Raw genomic sequence first — 17,374 nt, 5'->3', positions numbered from 1 at the left:
TATTGAAAATATTGCATAAATAATAAATTATGTTATACTTAAAAGTAAGTATTGACAGGAGTTTAATAAAATGGATAAAGAACAAGCAAAAGGTGTTATCATAGAAAATGACCCTTCTATATTAAATAAATATAAATCAGCTTTTAATGATAAAATCAGTATAAGTAGTTTTACAGATACTAATTCATCTTTAGCATATATTATAGAAAATAATTTAAATATATACTTTTATATAATTAGATATAATGAATCAGAAAAGGATAGTATTAAATTTTTTACCGATAAAATAAGAAAGATAAATCCGCAAATAAGATTAGTACTTACTGATATATCTGATGAGTTTAATGCTGAAAACTATCCTAATGCCTTGACTTTCCCTAAAAATACTGATATAAGCACAATAGTACATGCTATTACTACTGAAATATCTAATAATGCGGAAGATACTTCAAAAAGAAGAAGGCAGTATTCAAGAGTAAATTGGCCTTTAAATGTTATTATAGCTTATAAAGATAAAATTAGAGGTACAATAGATAGAAATATACTTTCTATAAGTGGGAATGGTGCTTATATATCTTCTGATACTAATATACCAGATAAGGGGGATATGCTTGGTCTTACAATATCTTTCAAAGATTTTAAGCTCTTTACTGAAGCTAAAGTAGTTTGGATTAATAATGATAATCAAAAACCTGATTTACCTAAAGGTTTCGCTGTACAGTTTATTGATATAGGTATGGCTTCGCAAAAAATTATTGACCAAATTATCCGCGACAAACTATTACAGGAAATATTAGTAGAATTTAAAGATGAGAACTTCTCTTCATAATGATTCTGATATAAAAGAAGCTAAACAATTAATAAGAACTTCTTTTAAACTTATTAGAAATAATTTAGATGAACATTTTATAGAAGCTAAAAGTAATATTATATATAAAAAATTTAAAAATATAGTTAATATTAGTAAGTTTACTTCTATATGCGTATATATTGACTTTAATCATGAAGTACAAACTCAAAAAATTATTCAGTATGCAATGGATAATAATATTAAAGTTTCTGTTCCATTTTTAATAGATGATCACAATATGAAATTAAAATACATTAGTGATTATAATAAGGATATTAATAGAAATACTAGATTTGGAAACGGGGAACCTTATGAATACTGTAAAGACTGTGGTATTAATGAAGTTTCTATGTTTATTATTCCAGCATTAGTATTTGATGAGAAATGCAATAGGTTAGGATTTGGAAAGGGATACTATGATAATATTTTAAAACTAAATAGAAATGCCCTTAGAATAGGCTTAGCTTATGATTATCAAATACTTCCAGCTATACCCAAAGATGATAATGATGAAATATTGGATATTATTATAAGCGAAAGTAAAGTAATAACAGCTATTTTTTAATTATTATCAGATTCATTAGAATCATCATCTTCATCGGTGGTGAATAATTTTTCCAAATCAAGTACAACTAACAATTTGTCCTCTAATTTACCTACACCTTTAATATATTTCTGACCTATACCAGAAAGCATAGGAGGAGGAGGCTGAATATCAGAATTTGAAATGGATACTACTTTAGATATGGAGTCAATAATAATACCCATATCAACATCTTCTATTTTTACAATGATGATACCAGTATTTTTATCGCCTTCAGTCTCTTCTAAATGAAATCTTTTTTTCAAGTCTATGATAGGTATAATATTTCCACGTAAATTTATTACACCTTCTACAAAATCTGGGGCATTAGGTATAAGAGTAATCTTTTCCATTTTAATTATCTCTTTAGCCTGCATGATATCTATAGCATATTCGCCGCTGCCTAGTCTAAAAGTAACAAGGTTGGTACTATCTTCAACATCAGCTCTGCTTTCTGTACTTTCTGCAGTTTGTTGCTCTAGCTGTTCTGCCATTTAAAATGCCTCCATTTATATTTACAAGTTAGTTTATTATCGGAAATAATTTTTTAATATTTTATAATATAACAAAATATTTGCAATTAAAAAAATCAAATTTGGTATTAATTAATAATACTATTTTATGTTATTTTTACCTAAAAGTCAATAATTTTTAATATTAAGATAGTATACTTATAAAAATATATACTGTATTTTATATTATTTTTATATAAAAAAATAATATTGACATAGCTTAATAATTGATGTAACATTATTAATTACAATAATATCTATTATTTTATATTTTAAGGATTAGTTTATGAACATAAAAAAGATTAATACATTTTGGAAGTTATTTCCATTGTTATTTATACTAGTTTCTGTTTTGATATTTACTGTTAAATACTGTGTTCCTATAGAGTTTCTGCTTACTATAGGTACATTAATATCATGTATAATAGCATATTTTGCAGGCTATAAATGGGAGGATATGGAGAATGCCTTCATAAAAAAAGTTGTTGATACTTGGATAGGTGTATTAATTTTTATATTGATAGGTATTGTAGTAGGGTCTTGGATGTATTCAGGTACTGTTCCTATGCTTATATATTATGGTATTAAACTTATTCATCCTTCATTTATACCGCTAATGGCTTTTATTGTAACTTCATTTCTTTCTGTATTTACAGGTACGTCTTGGGGGTCTGCTTCTACTGCAGGTGTAGCGTTTATAGGTATTGCTCAGGCTACAAATACTCCTCTTCCTTTGGTGGCAGGTGCTGTTATAAGCGGGGCTTATCTTGGGGATAAAAACTCTCCTATATCAGACACTACTGTTTTGGCTGCTATGGGTGCTGGAACTACTCTTTCAAATCATATAAAAACTATGCTTGTAAATACTATACCTTCTGCTTTTCTTGCTGCCATTGTATTTACAGTATTAGGATTTAATGCATCGACTATTAATGCAGATATATCAAATCTTAAAGATGCAAGAGAGATATTAAATTCATTAGATGCTATATTCAATTTTAATATATTCCTATTGATTCCGCCTATATTTGTACTTATTGCAAGTGTTAAAGGGGTTAATCCAGTTATAACAATGTTTATAGGAAGTTTAATAGCTATAATATTAGGTAGTATAATTCAGGATTTTGGATTTATCAATGCTATGAAATCATTTGTAACAGGTTTTAATATATCAATGTCTTCTACAGTAAACCCTGATTATGTACCATCAAATTTACACTCATTGTTAAATAGGGGAGGAATGATGAGCACAATGCCTAGTGTTCTTTTTTTAATATTGGCACTTACTTATGGAGCTATGCTTCAGCTTATAGGCACTTTAAATACTCTTATAGAGCTATTAGTAAAAGTAGTAAAAGGAGCAAGGAGTTTGATATTTATAACTTGGTTTACAACATTTACTATTAATTCTGCATTAAGCAGTCTTCAGTTTACATTTTTGACATTAGGTTCAGTACTTAAAGATGTATATGAAAAATATAATGTTAATAAAGGAGTATTATCAAGAACTATGGAAGAAGGGGGGACTCTTACAGAGGTTCTTCTTCCTTGGACTGTTACTGGAGTTTATATGACTTCTATACTTGGTGTTCATACTCTTGAATATATGCCTTATTCTTTTTTTAATTTGATAAGTATAGGAATATCTTTTATTTATATGATAACTCTACCAAAATTTGCTGTAGGCAATGGAAATAATTAAATAATCATATATTTAGTATATATCTAAAAAAAATATAGTTTGTAAATTTCTATATTTTTGTAAATGTATTGTCAACTTTTTTGATGTGACTTCATCAAAGTTTTATCCTTCGGATACGCTTTGTTAAAGTGTAAGTATGAAATTAGTGCTAAATCATACTAAAATTATCTTATATATAATATAATTTATTAAATTTAAGAATAGGATATAACGCAAAGCTATATGATTTTATAAAATGCAGTTTTTTACAATTACATATATACACATAACAATAAACTATAATTAAAACATTAACTATAATGCAAATAAAAAAGAGTAAGAATATTAAATTTTTATTCTTGCTATTTTAAGGTTTTATATATGGTTTTATTATTTAATTTCTTTATATAAGATAACATCTTTGCCGCTTTCAGTTAATTGAGCAAGTTTAGGAACTATTGATTTGAAGTGTTCAGTATTATTGTGATTTTCTATAGCTTTCTCATCTTTCCATTCTTCTATAAAAGTTAAATATCTGCCATCTAAACTTTCATATAAACTATACGATATACAACCATCTTCTTTTCTGCTTTTTTCTATAAGTTCTTTTGCCGTTTCAATAAATTCTTTTTTATTTTCTTCTTTAACAGGATTTTTTGATACTATCTTTATCATGTTTTTATTAACCTTAGATTTATTAGAACTATCTTTGTTATTGATTTTTTTATTATATTTATTTTGGGCTATTATAGGAGATTCAAATAATGCTGTTTTAACCGCCTCTATAACATTATCAGCAATGACAGTATTTAATTCTTCCATTTCTTTTTTACTAAAATTTGAAAGGACATAATCATTAACTTTTCTACCAGCACTAGGTCTTCCTATACCTATTCTAATCCTAGTAAAATCATCACTATGAAGCTGAGAAATTAAACTCTTTATTCCATTATGTCCGCCAGAACTTCCGCCTTTTTTTATCTTAAAAGTTCCGAAAGGTATATCCATATCATCATATATCACTATTATATCATCAAGTTTTACATTAAAAAATTTTGATATATAAAGAGCTGCTTCTCCAGAAAGATTCATAAATGTTTGAGGTTTAAGAAGTATATATTCTATATCCTTAGACTTTCCTCTTGTATATAAAGATTTCTTTTTATTGGTATCGAAATTTAGAGCTAAATTTTCTGCTATTTTGTCAATAAGAATAAAACCAACATTATGTCTGTTATTCTTATACTCATCACCTGGATTTCCAAGTCCTATAATTAATTTAGTAATCATGAATATTTCTTTTTTGCCGCCTGAGGAGAATCAAACAATGCTATACAAGTAGCATCTACAACATTATCGGATATATCTCTAATTTTTTTTCTTTCATCTTTGGAGAAAGGTGCTAAAAGGAAATCAGCTTTTTCCTCATTTTCAGGACAAGCTCCTATTCCAACTCCAATTTTAGTAAAATTATAGCTTTTTAAAGATTCCTTTATACTTTTTATACCATTATGATCTATTGTATATTCTTCTACTTCTTCCTCAGAACCATCAGTTTTTGAAGGTATAACTCTAAATTCCCCTATTGGAACACTAGTATCATCATAAATTACTATAATATTTTCAACAGTAATTTTCATAAAACTAGCCATATAAAGAGCTGCTTCTCCAGAAAGATTCATAAAAGTAAGAGGCTTTAAAAGTAAATACTCCATTTTACCATGTTTGCCTCTACCAAAAACAGTTTTCTTTTTCTTAATATCTAACTCAACATTAAGTTTTTTAGCAACTCTATCTAAAATCATATAACCGACATTATGCCTATGATTTTTATATTGTTCTCCTGGGTTACCAAGTCCCATTACTAATTTCATCATCAAATAGCAATCCTAGATGTAATTATGCTTCAGCACCTTTATTAGCAGCTTCATCATCTTGAGTAGTAACAACTGTAACAACAGCTTTAGAACCATCACCAACAGGATCAACACCTTCAGGAAATTTGATATCGCTAATGTGTAAACTATCCCCTACTTTTAATTCACTTACATCAATGATTAGTTCTCTAGGTATAGATCCAGGTAAAGCTCTGATAGGCAAACCATATTCTACTTGTTCAAGAGTACCGCCGCCTAAACGTACACCTTCTGGTACACCTTCTATATGAATAGGAACATAAGTTTTGATTTTTTTATTTCTGTCTATTTCATAAAAATCTATATGTCTAATATTTCTTTTTATACCATCTATTTGATAATCTTTTACTAAAACTTCTCTAGCCTTATCATTTTCTATATCCAAAGTAATTATATCATGCTGACCTGCCAAAGAGAAAACTTTAACAAATTCTTTTAATTCTACAGCTATAGAATATTGATTTTCCCTTCCATAAAGAGTGGCTAATGCATAACCTTCATTTCTCAATTTGCGTCCAACGCTTTTAAATTTTGTATCTCTTTGTAAAGCTTTAATAGTATAATTCTCGCTCATATTTCTTTCCTTATTATATTTTACTTATCAAATAGAACACTTATAGAAAGTTCCATATGTATATGTCTAATAGCATCAGCAATTACAGGGGCGACTGAAAGAACTTCTATTTTGCTTCCTAATCTGTCTTTCATAACTTTCAAACTATCTGTGATATAAAGTTTTTCTATATCGCTTGCATTAATTCTCTCATAAACATCGCCTGAGCATACTGCATGAGTTATAAACACATATATTTTTCTCATACCTGCTTTTTTAAGGGCCTGCATACTTTTTATAAGAGTACCGCCTGTATCTATTATATCATCTATAATAATGGCATCTTTACCATTGACATCACCTATAATGTTCATAACTTCGCATTCATTAGCTCTGTCTCTTCTTTTATCTATTATAGCAATATCAAGATTAAGTTGTTTAGCTATAGCTCTAGCTCTTCCTACTCCGCCTATATCAGGGGAAACTATAATAGAATTAGACATATCAAGGTCTTTTTTTATTTTATCCAAGAACACATTTTTTGAAAGCATATGGTCAACTGGTATATCAAAAAAACCTTGTATTTGTGCTGCATGCAAATCGAGAGCTAAAACCCTATGAGCTCCAGCTTCCGATAATAAATTAGCAACCAATTTAGCAGTTATAGGTACTCTAGGTTCATTTTTTCTATCCTGTCTAGAATAACCATAATATGGTATAACAGCCGTAATACGTTTAGCACTAGCTCTTTTTAAAGCATCTATAATACAATAGAGTTCCATCCAGTTTTCACTGCTTGATGGACGCCCTGTAGGCTGTATTACATAAGTATCTTTATTTCTAACAGTTTCCTCTATCTGTACAAATGTCTCCCCATCGGCAAATTTACGTATTTCCATATTACCTAACTTGAGACCAAGATTTTTAACAACATCTTCTGATAGCTGAGGATTTGCTGTGCCGCTTAATATCAATATTTCGTCTTCTATACCCATTTAAATACCATTAAAAAGTAGAAAAGTTGGGGTGGAAGGATTCGAACCCTCGAATAATTGGACCAAAACCAATTGTCTTACCGCTTGACGACACCCCAGTATCAAATAAATTTAATTTATTAAATCTATGAGTGTCGTTATTTTACTACATTACAAAAAATTGTCAACACTTTTTTTATAATATTTTGATTTTTTTATTTGTAAAATAAAATAGAAAATAGTATACAAAAAAGTTGATAAAAAAACAAAATAGTTTATGATAGTTATCATAATACTTATAGAGTTACGGTTTTTATGAATATTAACTTAGATAAATATGTTTTAGTAGATTTAGATTTTATAAAAAATAATAAGGATATTATCAAATTTCATGCCACAGAAATAATATGCACTAATGAAGATAATATATCTTTTTCTGTACCAAATTATAAAATTGATCTATTATTTAATAAAAATTATGTTAATATCGATGTCTTTAATAAATTCTATATCACTAAATCATCTAAATATATATTAGATTTAGTAGTTGAACCACAAAATAAAAAAAATTATAAGCAAATTAAAAATATAGATCAATTCCTAAAAGTTTATAAAGACTGCCTGCCAGATAATGAAAAAACTAAAAGACTTGAATATGATATATTAGAACTAATACTAAAAAAAACGCCTAAAGAGAGAACTATATCATTAAAAAATTCTTTAGATATATTAAATCAATACTACAATGAAAAGTTATATAAAGAATCTTCTGAATATATATTGGATATTATGACAGAGCTTGCATTTATAGAAAGAGTAAATTTAATACATTTAGTAAATGCAGCAAAAGACAGCATAAATCAAATATATTTTGATAATGTAGAATCATATGATACACAATTTATAGCTAACAATATAATACTATTAGTTGTAAAATTATTGGATAAAATATATCCGAATATTAAACTATTTTATGAATACGATACTTTTAACTGCAGAAATGTTATAGGACATGGAAACAGAGTATTTATAATATTTATAGAGTTTTTATTATATTACAATAAACAAATAAAAAATAAATTTTCATTAAAAACTATAACAAATTTCAACAAGAAATTTAAAAAATATTATGAAAAAGTTTTTAAACATTATAATGTAGAAAAAGAAGATATAAAATTTGAAGATATATTTAAAAACGGACTAAAAAAAATATCTCTTCAAAACTTAGCAACATTTGCAGCAGGGGCATTCTGGCATGATGTTGTAAAAATTAAACAATTAGATTATTTAAATGTAAATAGATCCAAAGAGTATAAATTACAGTCAACATCGCATGCTATTAAAGGTTTTCAATTTTTAAAATTTTTTAGAAATTATAATGATGATATAGCATTAATTGTGGGAACTCATCATGAATACTATGGTTATGGTTACAGTATTTTAAAAGGTTTAATACATAAAAATATCAAAGAAAATAAGCCTATAAATCCTTCATGGCTTATATCAAATAATTCAGCTGATATCGAAACTCTTGACTCCTTAGCATTCTTTCCATCCAAAGTTTTAGAAATAATAGATTTGTATGATACAATAGTAACACCACAGAAAAACTATGAAAGAAATGGAATAACCGCTAAAGAAGCTGTAGAACTCATATTTAATAATTACATAAAAGAGGAAACTCAAATAGATCCAATTATATTTGAATTATTTATTAATTTCCTATCCGACATAATGAAAGAAGATGTTTCAAATCCGTTTGATTAACAGTGAAAATTAGCATACTTTATTTAAAACTATTAATATTTATAATAGATTTGTTTCAAAACTCAATTTTGTTAATATATAGTTTTTTGATTTAATATTTTTATTTTACAATCTCTTTTATTATTCTATGAAAATTTTTATACTCTATTTTTTCTATTTCTTCATTATTAAATCCTGCTTCCTTTAATTTTATTATAATATCATATGATTTAGAAGCATTTTCTAAGCCTTTTACAGAAGGAGGTGTAATTTCATCTTCAAAATATTCATTATAATCAAAACCAAGTCCTATATGGTCTATTCCTATTTTGTCTGCTATGTATTTTATATGATCTAAAGCTCTTTCAATAGTTTGCTTATCCTTATTTTCATCAATAAATCCCTTATAAGAATTAAGTCCTACAACTCCTTTAGTATCTCTTATGGCTTTTAATTGTTCATCTGTAAGATTTCTTAAACTGCTGCATAATACCCTTGAATTTGAATGCGAAGCTATAATCGGAGCTGAAGTTATATCTATTACATCAAAGAAAGATTTATCATTAAGATGCGATACATCAACTATCATTCCTTTATCCTGCATCTTTTTAATAGCCTTTTTACCCAAATCAGTTAATCCTTTATTAAAATCTCCTTTTACTCCAGATGCTAGTTTATTTTCCTCATTCCAAGTAAGAGAAGCATGTCTTGCTCCATATTCATAGTATTCATCTATCAAATCGATATTATCATCGATAGATATAAGTCCCTCAAATCCTATAAATACATATATTTTATTTTCTTTTTTTGCTTTAATAATATCATCATAGTTTTTTGCTATAAGTATTATATCTTTAATATATTCTAATTCTTTTTTTATACATTCCTGTATTTCTATCACTCTTTCTAAAGCTCTGTGATAATTTTTAGGTTCTGTCCATATAACAAATATAGAACCTTCTATTTTTCCTTTTACTAGATTATCATAATGGTATTTTTTTATTATATTATTTTCACCCTTAAGAGTTTTCACGGCAACGTCAGTCCATATATCAGAATGAGCATCAAATATCATCTTTATTTTCCTCTTTTTTATTATTTAATTTTATATACTTCTGAAAGAATATTATTTTTTTTATCATTAGATATACAATAATACATGATAGTACTTTATCAAATATATTTGCAATCAGTCTAGCTATGAATGATGCCTCAGTAATATTTAATCCACATTCAATCATTGATTTTATGAAACCGTCTATAGTTCCTCCGCTTAATCCTTCTGTTAATATTACAGATATAGGTACTCCTATTGAGGCTGACATTATACCTATAATAATACCAGTTACAACAGCAGATAATAGTCTGAATTTAAACTTTCTGGCTATAAGTCCTGTTATTAAACCTATCAATGCATTTATGATAGTGAAATATAAATGAGAGTAGCTCAAAAATAATGATAATAATAGATTAGTTAAAATACCTACTATTGCTCCATATATAGGACCAAGTATTGCAGCAGTTAGTATTGTACCTGCCGAATCTAAAAATAAGAATGGTATATTAAAAAACAAAACTATAAATGTTAAAGAGAAATTAATTGCCATGCTTATCAATACAATTATTAAACTGTATTTTAAATTATCTTTCATACTAATTTACCAATATTAACAGCTTTAGCATATGTAAAATATACAAAAATAAAATTTATTTTCAATAACTTTTTATTAATTCTATTTATTAATTCTGAAAAAATAGACCTTTTTTATTGCTATTGTAACCAATAAACATGATACTATTTTATCTATAAGAGCAGCTGATAATGTTCCTATAGTTGTTGATACCACAAGGCTTTTTCCGCTATTAATTAATGCCTTAATATAAGTATCTACTGTACCAGTAGTTACTCCATTAGCAAGCACTATAGAAATGGGGGACGATATTATTCCAGAAACTACTGCTATAATAATACCGCTTATAAAAGATACAGATATTTTTGTAAAATCATATCTTTTAGCTATTAATCCAGCCATTAATCCTATTATAGCATTTACAACGGCAAAATGAAGATTTATATAATCTATGGTTATGGATGTAATAATATTTGTTATTATACCTACAAGAGCTCCGTATGTAGGACCAAGTATAACAGCAGTAAGTATTGTGCCTATAGAATCCATAAAAAGAAAAGGAACTTTTAATAATAATACTAAAAATGTCAAAGCAAAATTAGCTATTATTCCAATAAATATGATTAATATATTGTATTTTAATTTACTCTCCATTTTGTTCAAATCCCGCTATTATAATTTTTTAATTATTATAAAATACTATATAAGATATTGTTCCCTATAATAACCTAAAATAAATTTATTTTCAATAAAAAAATTACTTTATATTAAATGGTATTATTTTATGATATTTTTATTTATAAAAAAACCCTAGTAAATTTTTAACTTACTAGGGTTATATTATTAATTAATATATTGTTTTTTAATTATTATTTAGCAGTATAAGCAACCATAGTCATCCAAGATAATGGTTTGTTATAGTGAGGTAAGAAGAAGAAGTCAGATAATGCAAACTGATCAACAGTCATACCATTTTGTATAGCAAGAGAGAATGCATGTATAGCCTCAGCATGATTATGATTAGAAGCAATTTGAGCACCTACCATGCGTCTAGTGTCTTCTTCATATATGATTTTTACTAATACATCTTCATAAGAAGGCATAAATTCAGGTCTTTCAGCATCTTTAAAGAAGTTAGATTTAACTTTTAATCCTTTTTTCTTAGCAGTCTCTTCAGACCAACCAGTAGAAGCCATATTGTATCCGAATACGCAGATAGCATTAGAACCTTGAGTACCGCAGTATTCAACATGTTTTCCTAAAGCATTGTTAGCAGCAACAATACCCATTCTTACAGCATTAGTAGCTAAAGCAATATACTCTTCTTTTCCAGAAGCTCTTGAATATACAGTAGCACAGTCTCCTATAGCAAATACATTAGGATCTTTTGTAGTTTTCATAGTAGTGTCTACTTTTATAGCACCATTAGGTAAAGTTTCTAAATAATCCTTATAAAGTTCGCTATTAGGTCTGAAACCAACAGACATAACTACCATATCTACATCATAAGAACCTTTGTCAGTAATAACTTTTTTAACTCTGTCATCACCTTCAAATTTTTTAACAGTTTCACCCAAATGCATTTCTATGCCTGCTTCTTTAATTCTTTTTTCAGCTTCATCAGTAATTTCTTTGTCAAAATAGTTAGCCATAACTCTAGGCATAGCTTCCATTAAGATAACTTCTTTACCATGGTTTTTGAATGCTTCTATAAGTTCTACACCTATGTAACCAGCACCAACTACCATAACTTTTTTTACTTCTGGTTTAGCTATTTCATCAATAATTTCCTGACCTTGTTGGAATAATTTAGAGAAGAAAATACCTTTTTTAAGTCCGTATTCAGTACCTTCCTGCATTAAACCTTCTATAGGAGGAGTTACAGGCCAAGAACCAGTAGCAAGAATAAGTTTATCATAATTATCATCAAACTCTTTACCTGTTTTTAATTCTTTTACATGTAATTTTTTGTTAGCCCAGTCTATTTTTGTTACATCATGTCCCATGTAAACATCAATGCCTTCAGCTTTTAAACTTTCAGGACTAGCATAGAATAAACCTTTAGGATCTTTTACTACACCGCCAACCCAAAGTGCGATACCGCAAGCTAAGAAAGATATATTATCATTTCTATCATAAGTTACAACTTGACAATTAGGATCTGTAGCTTTTAATGTTTTTGCTGCCCATGTACCAGCATGGTTACAGCCTATTACTATAACTTTCATAATAATTTAACCCCTTATATAAAAATAATTTAATTCTAAATTTAGGCATTATTATAGTACAAAATAGGTACTTAGTCAAGGTATATTATGTTTATAATGAAGTTTTTTAATATTTTTTATACTAATTTTATATAATAATTTCACTAATTATTATATATTTTCTCAAGATTATTATAACATATTACTGTAAATATCTATATAAATTACTTAATCATACTAGTTTCTTTAATATAACTATTTATATAAATATATATTACAGAGTATTTTTTGTATTTTGTAATAAAATTAATTATTTTTGTTACATAACTAATATTTTAAAATTTTAAAAATAAAAAATATTGTGTATATACTATATTTGTATGATATGATTATTGATATTTATACTTTTTATGCTATATTTATAATTATCAATTTTATTTATGGATTTTATTTTATGGTTAGATTTAACGAATATTTTCTTATGGAAGAAAAAGATGTATTACTTTATGTTAAAAATAAATTAAAATATTTCAAGCAGAATGATAATATAACCTGCAAGGAAATAGGAGATGGAAATATAAATTATGTTTATAGAATAAGTAACGGAAAAGATTCTATAATATTAAAACAAGCGGGAGTTCATACCAGAAGTAATTCTTCTGGAAGGATACTTGATATGAATAGAAATGCCAGAGAGGCTCAAGTTTTATCATATTATGGAGATATACTTCCAGACTTGGCACCTAAGATAATATGTATAGATAAAGTGATGAATTTGTTTGTTATGGAAGATTTGAAGAATTATACAGTACTTAGAGATGCTTTAATTAAGGGACAGATATATCATCATTTGCAGGAACAGTTAACTGATTTTATTGTTGAAACTACTTTATCTACTGCTGATTTTTTTGCCAATGCTTTTACTAAAAAGGAAAATGTTGCTAAATATATTAATAAAGAACTTTGTAAAATAAGTGAAGAGCTTGTTTTTAGAGAGCCTTTTTTTAACTTACTCAATGAAAATTCTTTTTCAGAATCACTAAATAAATTTGTTGAAGAAAAATTATATAAGAATAAAACTTTACATCTTGAGGCTGCTAAATTAAAATATGAGTTTATGAATAATGCTCAGGCTTTGATACATGGTGATTTGCATACTGGGTCTATATTTGTTAATGAGGATTATATAAAGGTTATGGATTGTGAATTTGCTTTTTATGGACCTATAGGATATGACTTGGGTACTATAATAGCTAATTTTATATTTGCTTATGTTTATCACTTTAATGTTACTAATGATAAGAATTATACTTCATTTCTTTTTGTTGTTATAGATGATATTATAAGACTTTTCAAAAATAAATTTATTACTAAATTTATACATGAAACTAATGATATTTCTGTAAAAAATAATGAGGATTTTATAGAGTTTTATTTGCTTGAAGTATTAAAAACTGCTTTTGGTATATGCGGACTTGAAATATTAAGGAGAACTACAGGTTGTGCTAAGGTAAAAGAAATAGAGTCTGTAAATGATAAGGAAACTAGAAGAAATATAGAATATATACTTCTAAATATAGGTATTGAATGTATTATGTATAGAGATAAATTAGCTGAAGAAGAGAAATTCATGAAATTTATAGATAATATAATTCAAAAAATTGATTTTGATAATATATAAATAACTTATTTTGGAGAACTTTTATGTCTGATAAACTTAATAGAATAGATAAAGAACTTGCCTTTATGCTTCAGTTTGAAAATATTGCTTGGTATGATGACGGATGTGTAAAGATATTAGACAGAAGAGTGTATCCGAATAAAGTACATTTTGTTGAATGTAAAACTCATAAAGAAGTATCAAAAGCTATAGCAGATATGGTAACTCAAAGTGCTGGTCCATACCTTGCTGTAGCTATGGGTATGGCTTTAGCAGGTTATGAGTCAAAACATTTAGAAGGAAATGACAGAATAGATTTTTTAACTCATGCCTGCAATACTTTGGCTAATTCAAGACCTACAACAAGTGCTAGAATGATGTCTATAACAAAATCATGTTTAGAAGCTGGTACTGAGGCGATAAAATCGGGCAAAGATCCAATAGAGGCTATGTTTAATAGGGGAATAGAACTTTCTACAAAAAGATATTCTAAAATAAAAAAAATAGCAGAAAATCTTGTATCAATGTTTCCAGATAAAGGTACTATACTTACTCAATGCTTCGGAGAATCTGTTGTAGGATTTATGATACAGGAGTTTCAGAAAAAGAATAAGGATATAAAGGTTGTATGTGCAGAAACAAGACCATATTTTCAAGGGGCAAGGCTCACAGCAACAGTTGCCTATGATCAGGGTGCTGATGTAACAGTTATAACTGACAATATGGTGGCATATACTATGCAGGAGAAGAAAATTGATGTATTTACTTCGGCTGCTGACTTAATATGTTTAAATGGGGCAGTAGTAAATAAAATAGGTACTTTTCAAATAGCAATAGTAGCTAAATATTTGGGTATTCCTTATTTTGTAACAGGAGCTCCTGATAAAGGCTATCATGGATTTGATGACATACATTTTGAGTTTAGAGATGAAAAACTTGTAACTGAGGCTATGGGGGTAAAAACTTCCAAAGAGGGAGTTAAAGGGTTTTATCCTGCTTTTGACTATACTCCGCCACATTTGGTAAGTGCTGTTGTAACGGATTTGGGTATTTACAGTCCTTATGATGTGTTTAAATATTATATAGGCAATGATGAAGGTGAATATTAGTTTTGAAAAAAGTCTTATATATAGATACTAAATAAATACTAATACATAAACATAGCATCACCGTATGAAAAAAATCTATAATTATTATCTACAGCTGTTTTATAAGCATTCATTATATTATCATAACCAGCAAAGGCACTAACCATAGCAAGCAAAGTTGAATGCGGTGTGTGAAAATTAGTTATAAGAGCGTCTACACATTTAAACTTATAAGGAGGATAAATAAATATATTTGTAGAGCCTTCAACTCTTTTGAAATCATAATTATCATATTCACTTTCTAAAACTCTTGATACCGTAGTTCCGCATGATACTATTCTCCTGCCGTTTTTTTTGGCATTGATTATAATATTACAGCTATCTTTTGGTATGATAAACTTCTCTTCATGCATAACATGATTGAGCAAATTATCTTCTTTTAAAGGATTAAATGTAGAAAAACCTACATGCAAAGTAACATAGCATACTGTAACACCAATAGACTTTATTTTATCTAAAAGCTCATTAGTAAAATGAAGACCTGAAGTAGGAGAAGCAATACTTCCTTCATTTTTAGCATATACATTTTGATAAAACTCTTTATCATTACTATTGTATTCTTCTTCACCTTTTCTTTTCCTACTTTGAATTATATACGGAGGAAGAGGAATTTTTCCTATTGTGTCTAAAATATCATTTGTTAATGGTTTTGAAAACTTTATTAATTTAGTTGATATATTATCTTTTTCTATCAATGCCTCAATATTTCCTACATTGTCTAAATGAGCATAATCTAAATAAAGTGTATCAGACTCTTTAATATTTTTACCCTTTATCAAACATTCCCAAGTGCTTTCATCATCATTAGCTCTATTAAGAAGGAGTATTTCAGCATTACCGCCTGTAGACTTTTTTGCGTATATTCTTGCTGGTATTACTTTACTGTCATTTAAAACTAATACATCATCTTTATTTAAATAATTAATAATATCTGCAAATATTTTATGTTCTAGTTTTCCAGTATTTTTATTTAAGGTCATTAATCTGCAATGATCTCTTTCATAATTAGGTTCTGTTGCTATTAAATTTTCAGGTAAATAAAAATTGTATGTTTCTTTATTTAAATAGTCTATCATAATTTTTCATCGCTTATTTTTATTTAGAATGTTACTATTATCTTTCTCTGTCTTAAAAATTTTGTAAGATTTTTTTTAGTAGTAGAAGATGATTTTACAATAGCATATTCATCGCTTATTTTTTTTATAATAATTCCTTTTCTTTTTGCCTCATAGATAATCTCTTCCAACTTGTTAGCATCTTTAATTATAACAAGTGTAACATTATCATACACACAAGATATTATTCCTCTGTCATACCATCTTTTTATGCTTGTTTCCACATGCTTAGGCATTTCTACATTACTATCAAGAAGTATATTTCTTAATACAGCTAAAAACTTATCAAAAGAATATTCTGATGCTTCATCACTGATTATAGTTTTTCCTTTTAATACGCTTTCTTCTGTCATTGTATATGTGTAAACAGTCTCCTGCTTATCGAGTTCAAAATATAAATTGCACATATATATAAAATTATTAGAAAATAAATAATGATTAATTAAAGTAAGTTCAAAATTACCGTTTATAAAGCATTTTTTATTATTATCATCAATTATAGGTTTTCTAATAGCTAAAATAGCATTCTCATAAAAAGAAACTTCTGCAAGCCCTAACACAAACATAGAATAAATTATATTATTATACATTTCCATAGAAAGCGAAATATTATGTTCTTTTAATTTAACATACAGTGTGGATTTTGAAATACTTCCTTCTTCTAATAATATATACAATATCTTTTTATAATAATCATAATAGTTTTTATAAATAGTTTTTAATATAAGTTCTTTTCTATCATCTATAGAATTTGACAAATAATTTTTTATATTATCATATTCCAAAGCTATAAAGCCT

Annotated in this window: 16 protein-coding genes, 1 tRNA gene and 1 pseudogene; 6 read left to right on the top strand and 12 right to left on the bottom strand. The window is 27.1% G+C overall.

The annotated features are described in order from the left end of the window. The first annotated feature begins 70 nt into the window (after window positions 1–70). Together KQ44_RS00220 and KQ44_RS00215 are read left to right on the top strand one after the other, a co-directional pair. Window positions 71–829 (top strand): PilZ domain-containing protein, encoded by a 759-nt coding sequence (locus KQ44_RS00220; protein ID WP_096735738.1) that lies wholly within the window; start codon window positions 71–73, stop codon window positions 827–829. After that, the gene (locus KQ44_RS00215) at window positions 810–1,415 is read left to right on the top strand and encodes a 5-formyltetrahydrofolate cyclo-ligase (protein WP_096735737.1); all 606 of its coding nucleotides are present in this window, start codon (window positions 810–812) and stop codon (window positions 1,413–1,415) included. Before KQ44_RS00220 ends, KQ44_RS00215 begins: the two co-directional genes overlap by 20 nt. Here KQ44_RS00215 and KQ44_RS00210 read toward each other — a convergent pair. After that, window positions 1,412–1,927 (bottom strand): chemotaxis protein CheW, encoded by a 516-nt coding sequence (locus KQ44_RS00210; protein WP_096735736.1) that lies wholly within the window; start codon window positions 1,925–1,927, stop codon window positions 1,412–1,414. The two genes, KQ44_RS00215 and KQ44_RS00210, sit on opposite strands and share 4 nt — an antisense overlap. A 304-nt stretch (window positions 1,928–2,231) precedes the next feature. On the opposite strand from KQ44_RS00210, the gene nhaC reads away from it, so the two are divergent. Next, window positions 2,232–3,647, top strand: a complete 1,416-nt coding sequence (nhaC, locus tag KQ44_RS00205) for a Na+/H+ antiporter NhaC (RefSeq protein ID WP_096735735.1) — start codon at window positions 2,232–2,234, stop codon at window positions 3,645–3,647. Window positions 3,648–4,016: 369 nt separating this feature from the next. Here nhaC and pth (KQ44_RS00200) read toward each other — a convergent pair whose 3' ends face one another. The 5 genes from pth (KQ44_RS00200) to KQ44_RS00180 form a co-directional block, all read right to left on the bottom strand. Next, window positions 4,017–4,916, bottom strand: a complete 900-nt coding sequence (pth, locus tag KQ44_RS00200; RefSeq protein WP_205676533.1) for an aminoacyl-tRNA hydrolase — start codon at window positions 4,914–4,916, stop codon at window positions 4,017–4,019. Further along, on the bottom strand, window positions 4,913–5,503 hold the full coding sequence (gene pth / locus KQ44_RS00195; RefSeq protein ID WP_096735734.1) for an aminoacyl-tRNA hydrolase: 591 nt from the start codon (window positions 5,501–5,503) through the stop codon (window positions 4,913–4,915). Before pth (KQ44_RS00195) ends, pth (KQ44_RS00200) begins: the two co-directional genes overlap by 4 nt. 22 nt (window positions 5,504–5,525) lie before the next feature. Beyond that, a complete protein-coding gene (locus KQ44_RS00190; protein WP_096735733.1) occupies window positions 5,526–6,116 on the bottom strand; it encodes a 50S ribosomal protein L25 in 591 nt (196 codons plus the stop codon). Window positions 6,117–6,136: 20 nt separating this feature from the next. Further along, complete coding sequence (locus KQ44_RS00185) at window positions 6,137–7,090, bottom strand: ribose-phosphate pyrophosphokinase (protein WP_096735732.1); 954 nt, start codon at window positions 7,088–7,090, stop codon at window positions 6,137–6,139. Window positions 7,091–7,116: 26 nt separating this feature from the next. Further along, window positions 7,117–7,188, bottom strand: a tRNA-Gln gene (locus KQ44_RS00180). Between the two features lie 196 nt (window positions 7,189–7,384). Between KQ44_RS00180 and KQ44_RS00175 the strand changes: the two genes are divergently transcribed. Continuing rightward, complete coding sequence (locus KQ44_RS00175; RefSeq protein ID WP_096735731.1) at window positions 7,385–8,836, top strand: phosphohydrolase; 1,452 nt, start codon at window positions 7,385–7,387, stop codon at window positions 8,834–8,836. A gap of 100 nt (window positions 8,837–8,936) precedes the next feature. Here the strand turns inward: KQ44_RS00175 and KQ44_RS00170 are convergent, their stop codons facing one another. The 4 genes from KQ44_RS00170 to KQ44_RS00155 all read right to left on the bottom strand — a co-directional run bounded on the left by KQ44_RS00170 (window position 8,937) and on the right by KQ44_RS00155 (window position 12,674). Then, complete coding sequence (locus tag KQ44_RS00170; protein ID WP_096735730.1) at window positions 8,937–9,890, bottom strand: membrane dipeptidase; 954 nt, start codon at window positions 9,888–9,890, stop codon at window positions 8,937–8,939. Beyond that, on the bottom strand, window positions 9,880–10,467 hold the full coding sequence (locus KQ44_RS00165) for an ECF transporter S component (protein WP_096735729.1): 588 nt from the start codon (window positions 10,465–10,467) through the stop codon (window positions 9,880–9,882). Before KQ44_RS00165 ends, KQ44_RS00170 begins: the two co-directional genes overlap by 11 nt. Window positions 10,468–10,548: 81 nt before the next feature. Then, window positions 10,549–11,100: an ECF transporter S component gene (locus KQ44_RS00160; RefSeq protein WP_096735728.1), complete on the bottom strand. Its 552-nt coding sequence runs from the start codon at window positions 11,098–11,100 to the stop codon at window positions 10,549–10,551. Between the two features lie 215 nt (window positions 11,101–11,315). Further along, the gene (locus tag KQ44_RS00155; RefSeq protein WP_096735727.1) at window positions 11,316–12,674 is read right to left on the bottom strand and encodes an FAD-dependent oxidoreductase; all 1,359 of its coding nucleotides are present in this window, start codon (window positions 12,672–12,674) and stop codon (window positions 11,316–11,318) included. A gap of 433 nt (window positions 12,675–13,107) precedes the next feature. Here KQ44_RS00155 and mtnK point away from each other — a divergent pair, with 433 nt between their 5' ends. Then, the gene (gene mtnK, locus KQ44_RS00150) at window positions 13,108–14,334 is read left to right on the top strand and encodes an S-methyl-5-thioribose kinase (protein WP_096735726.1); all 1,227 of its coding nucleotides are present in this window, start codon (window positions 13,108–13,110) and stop codon (window positions 14,332–14,334) included. Between the two features lie 23 nt (window positions 14,335–14,357). Continuing rightward, complete coding sequence (locus tag KQ44_RS00145) at window positions 14,358–15,422, top strand: S-methyl-5-thioribose-1-phosphate isomerase (protein WP_096735725.1); 1,065 nt, start codon at window positions 14,358–14,360, stop codon at window positions 15,420–15,422. Window positions 15,423–15,460: 38 nt separating this feature from the next. Here KQ44_RS00145 and queA read toward each other — a convergent pair whose 3' ends face one another. Both queA and KQ44_RS00135 read right to left on the bottom strand, forming a co-directional pair. Then, window positions 15,461–16,537 carry a tRNA preQ1(34) S-adenosylmethionine ribosyltransferase-isomerase QueA gene (gene queA / locus KQ44_RS00140; RefSeq protein WP_096735724.1) on the bottom strand — a complete coding sequence of 359 codons (1,077 nt, stop codon included), beginning with the start codon at window positions 16,535–16,537 and terminating at the stop codon, window positions 15,461–15,463. Window positions 16,538–16,560: 23 nt separating this feature from the next. Further along, window positions 16,561–17,374: pseudogene (locus KQ44_RS00135) on the bottom strand (hypothetical protein); the annotation flags it as partial.

Source organism: Brachyspira sp. G79, from assembly GCF_002379365.1.
Taxonomy (GTDB): domain Bacteria; phylum Spirochaetota; class Brachyspiria; order Brachyspirales; family Brachyspiraceae; genus Brachyspira.
The sequence above is the reverse complement of the archived record's forward strand: the minus strand, read 5'-3'. Positions and strand labels throughout refer to the sequence as shown.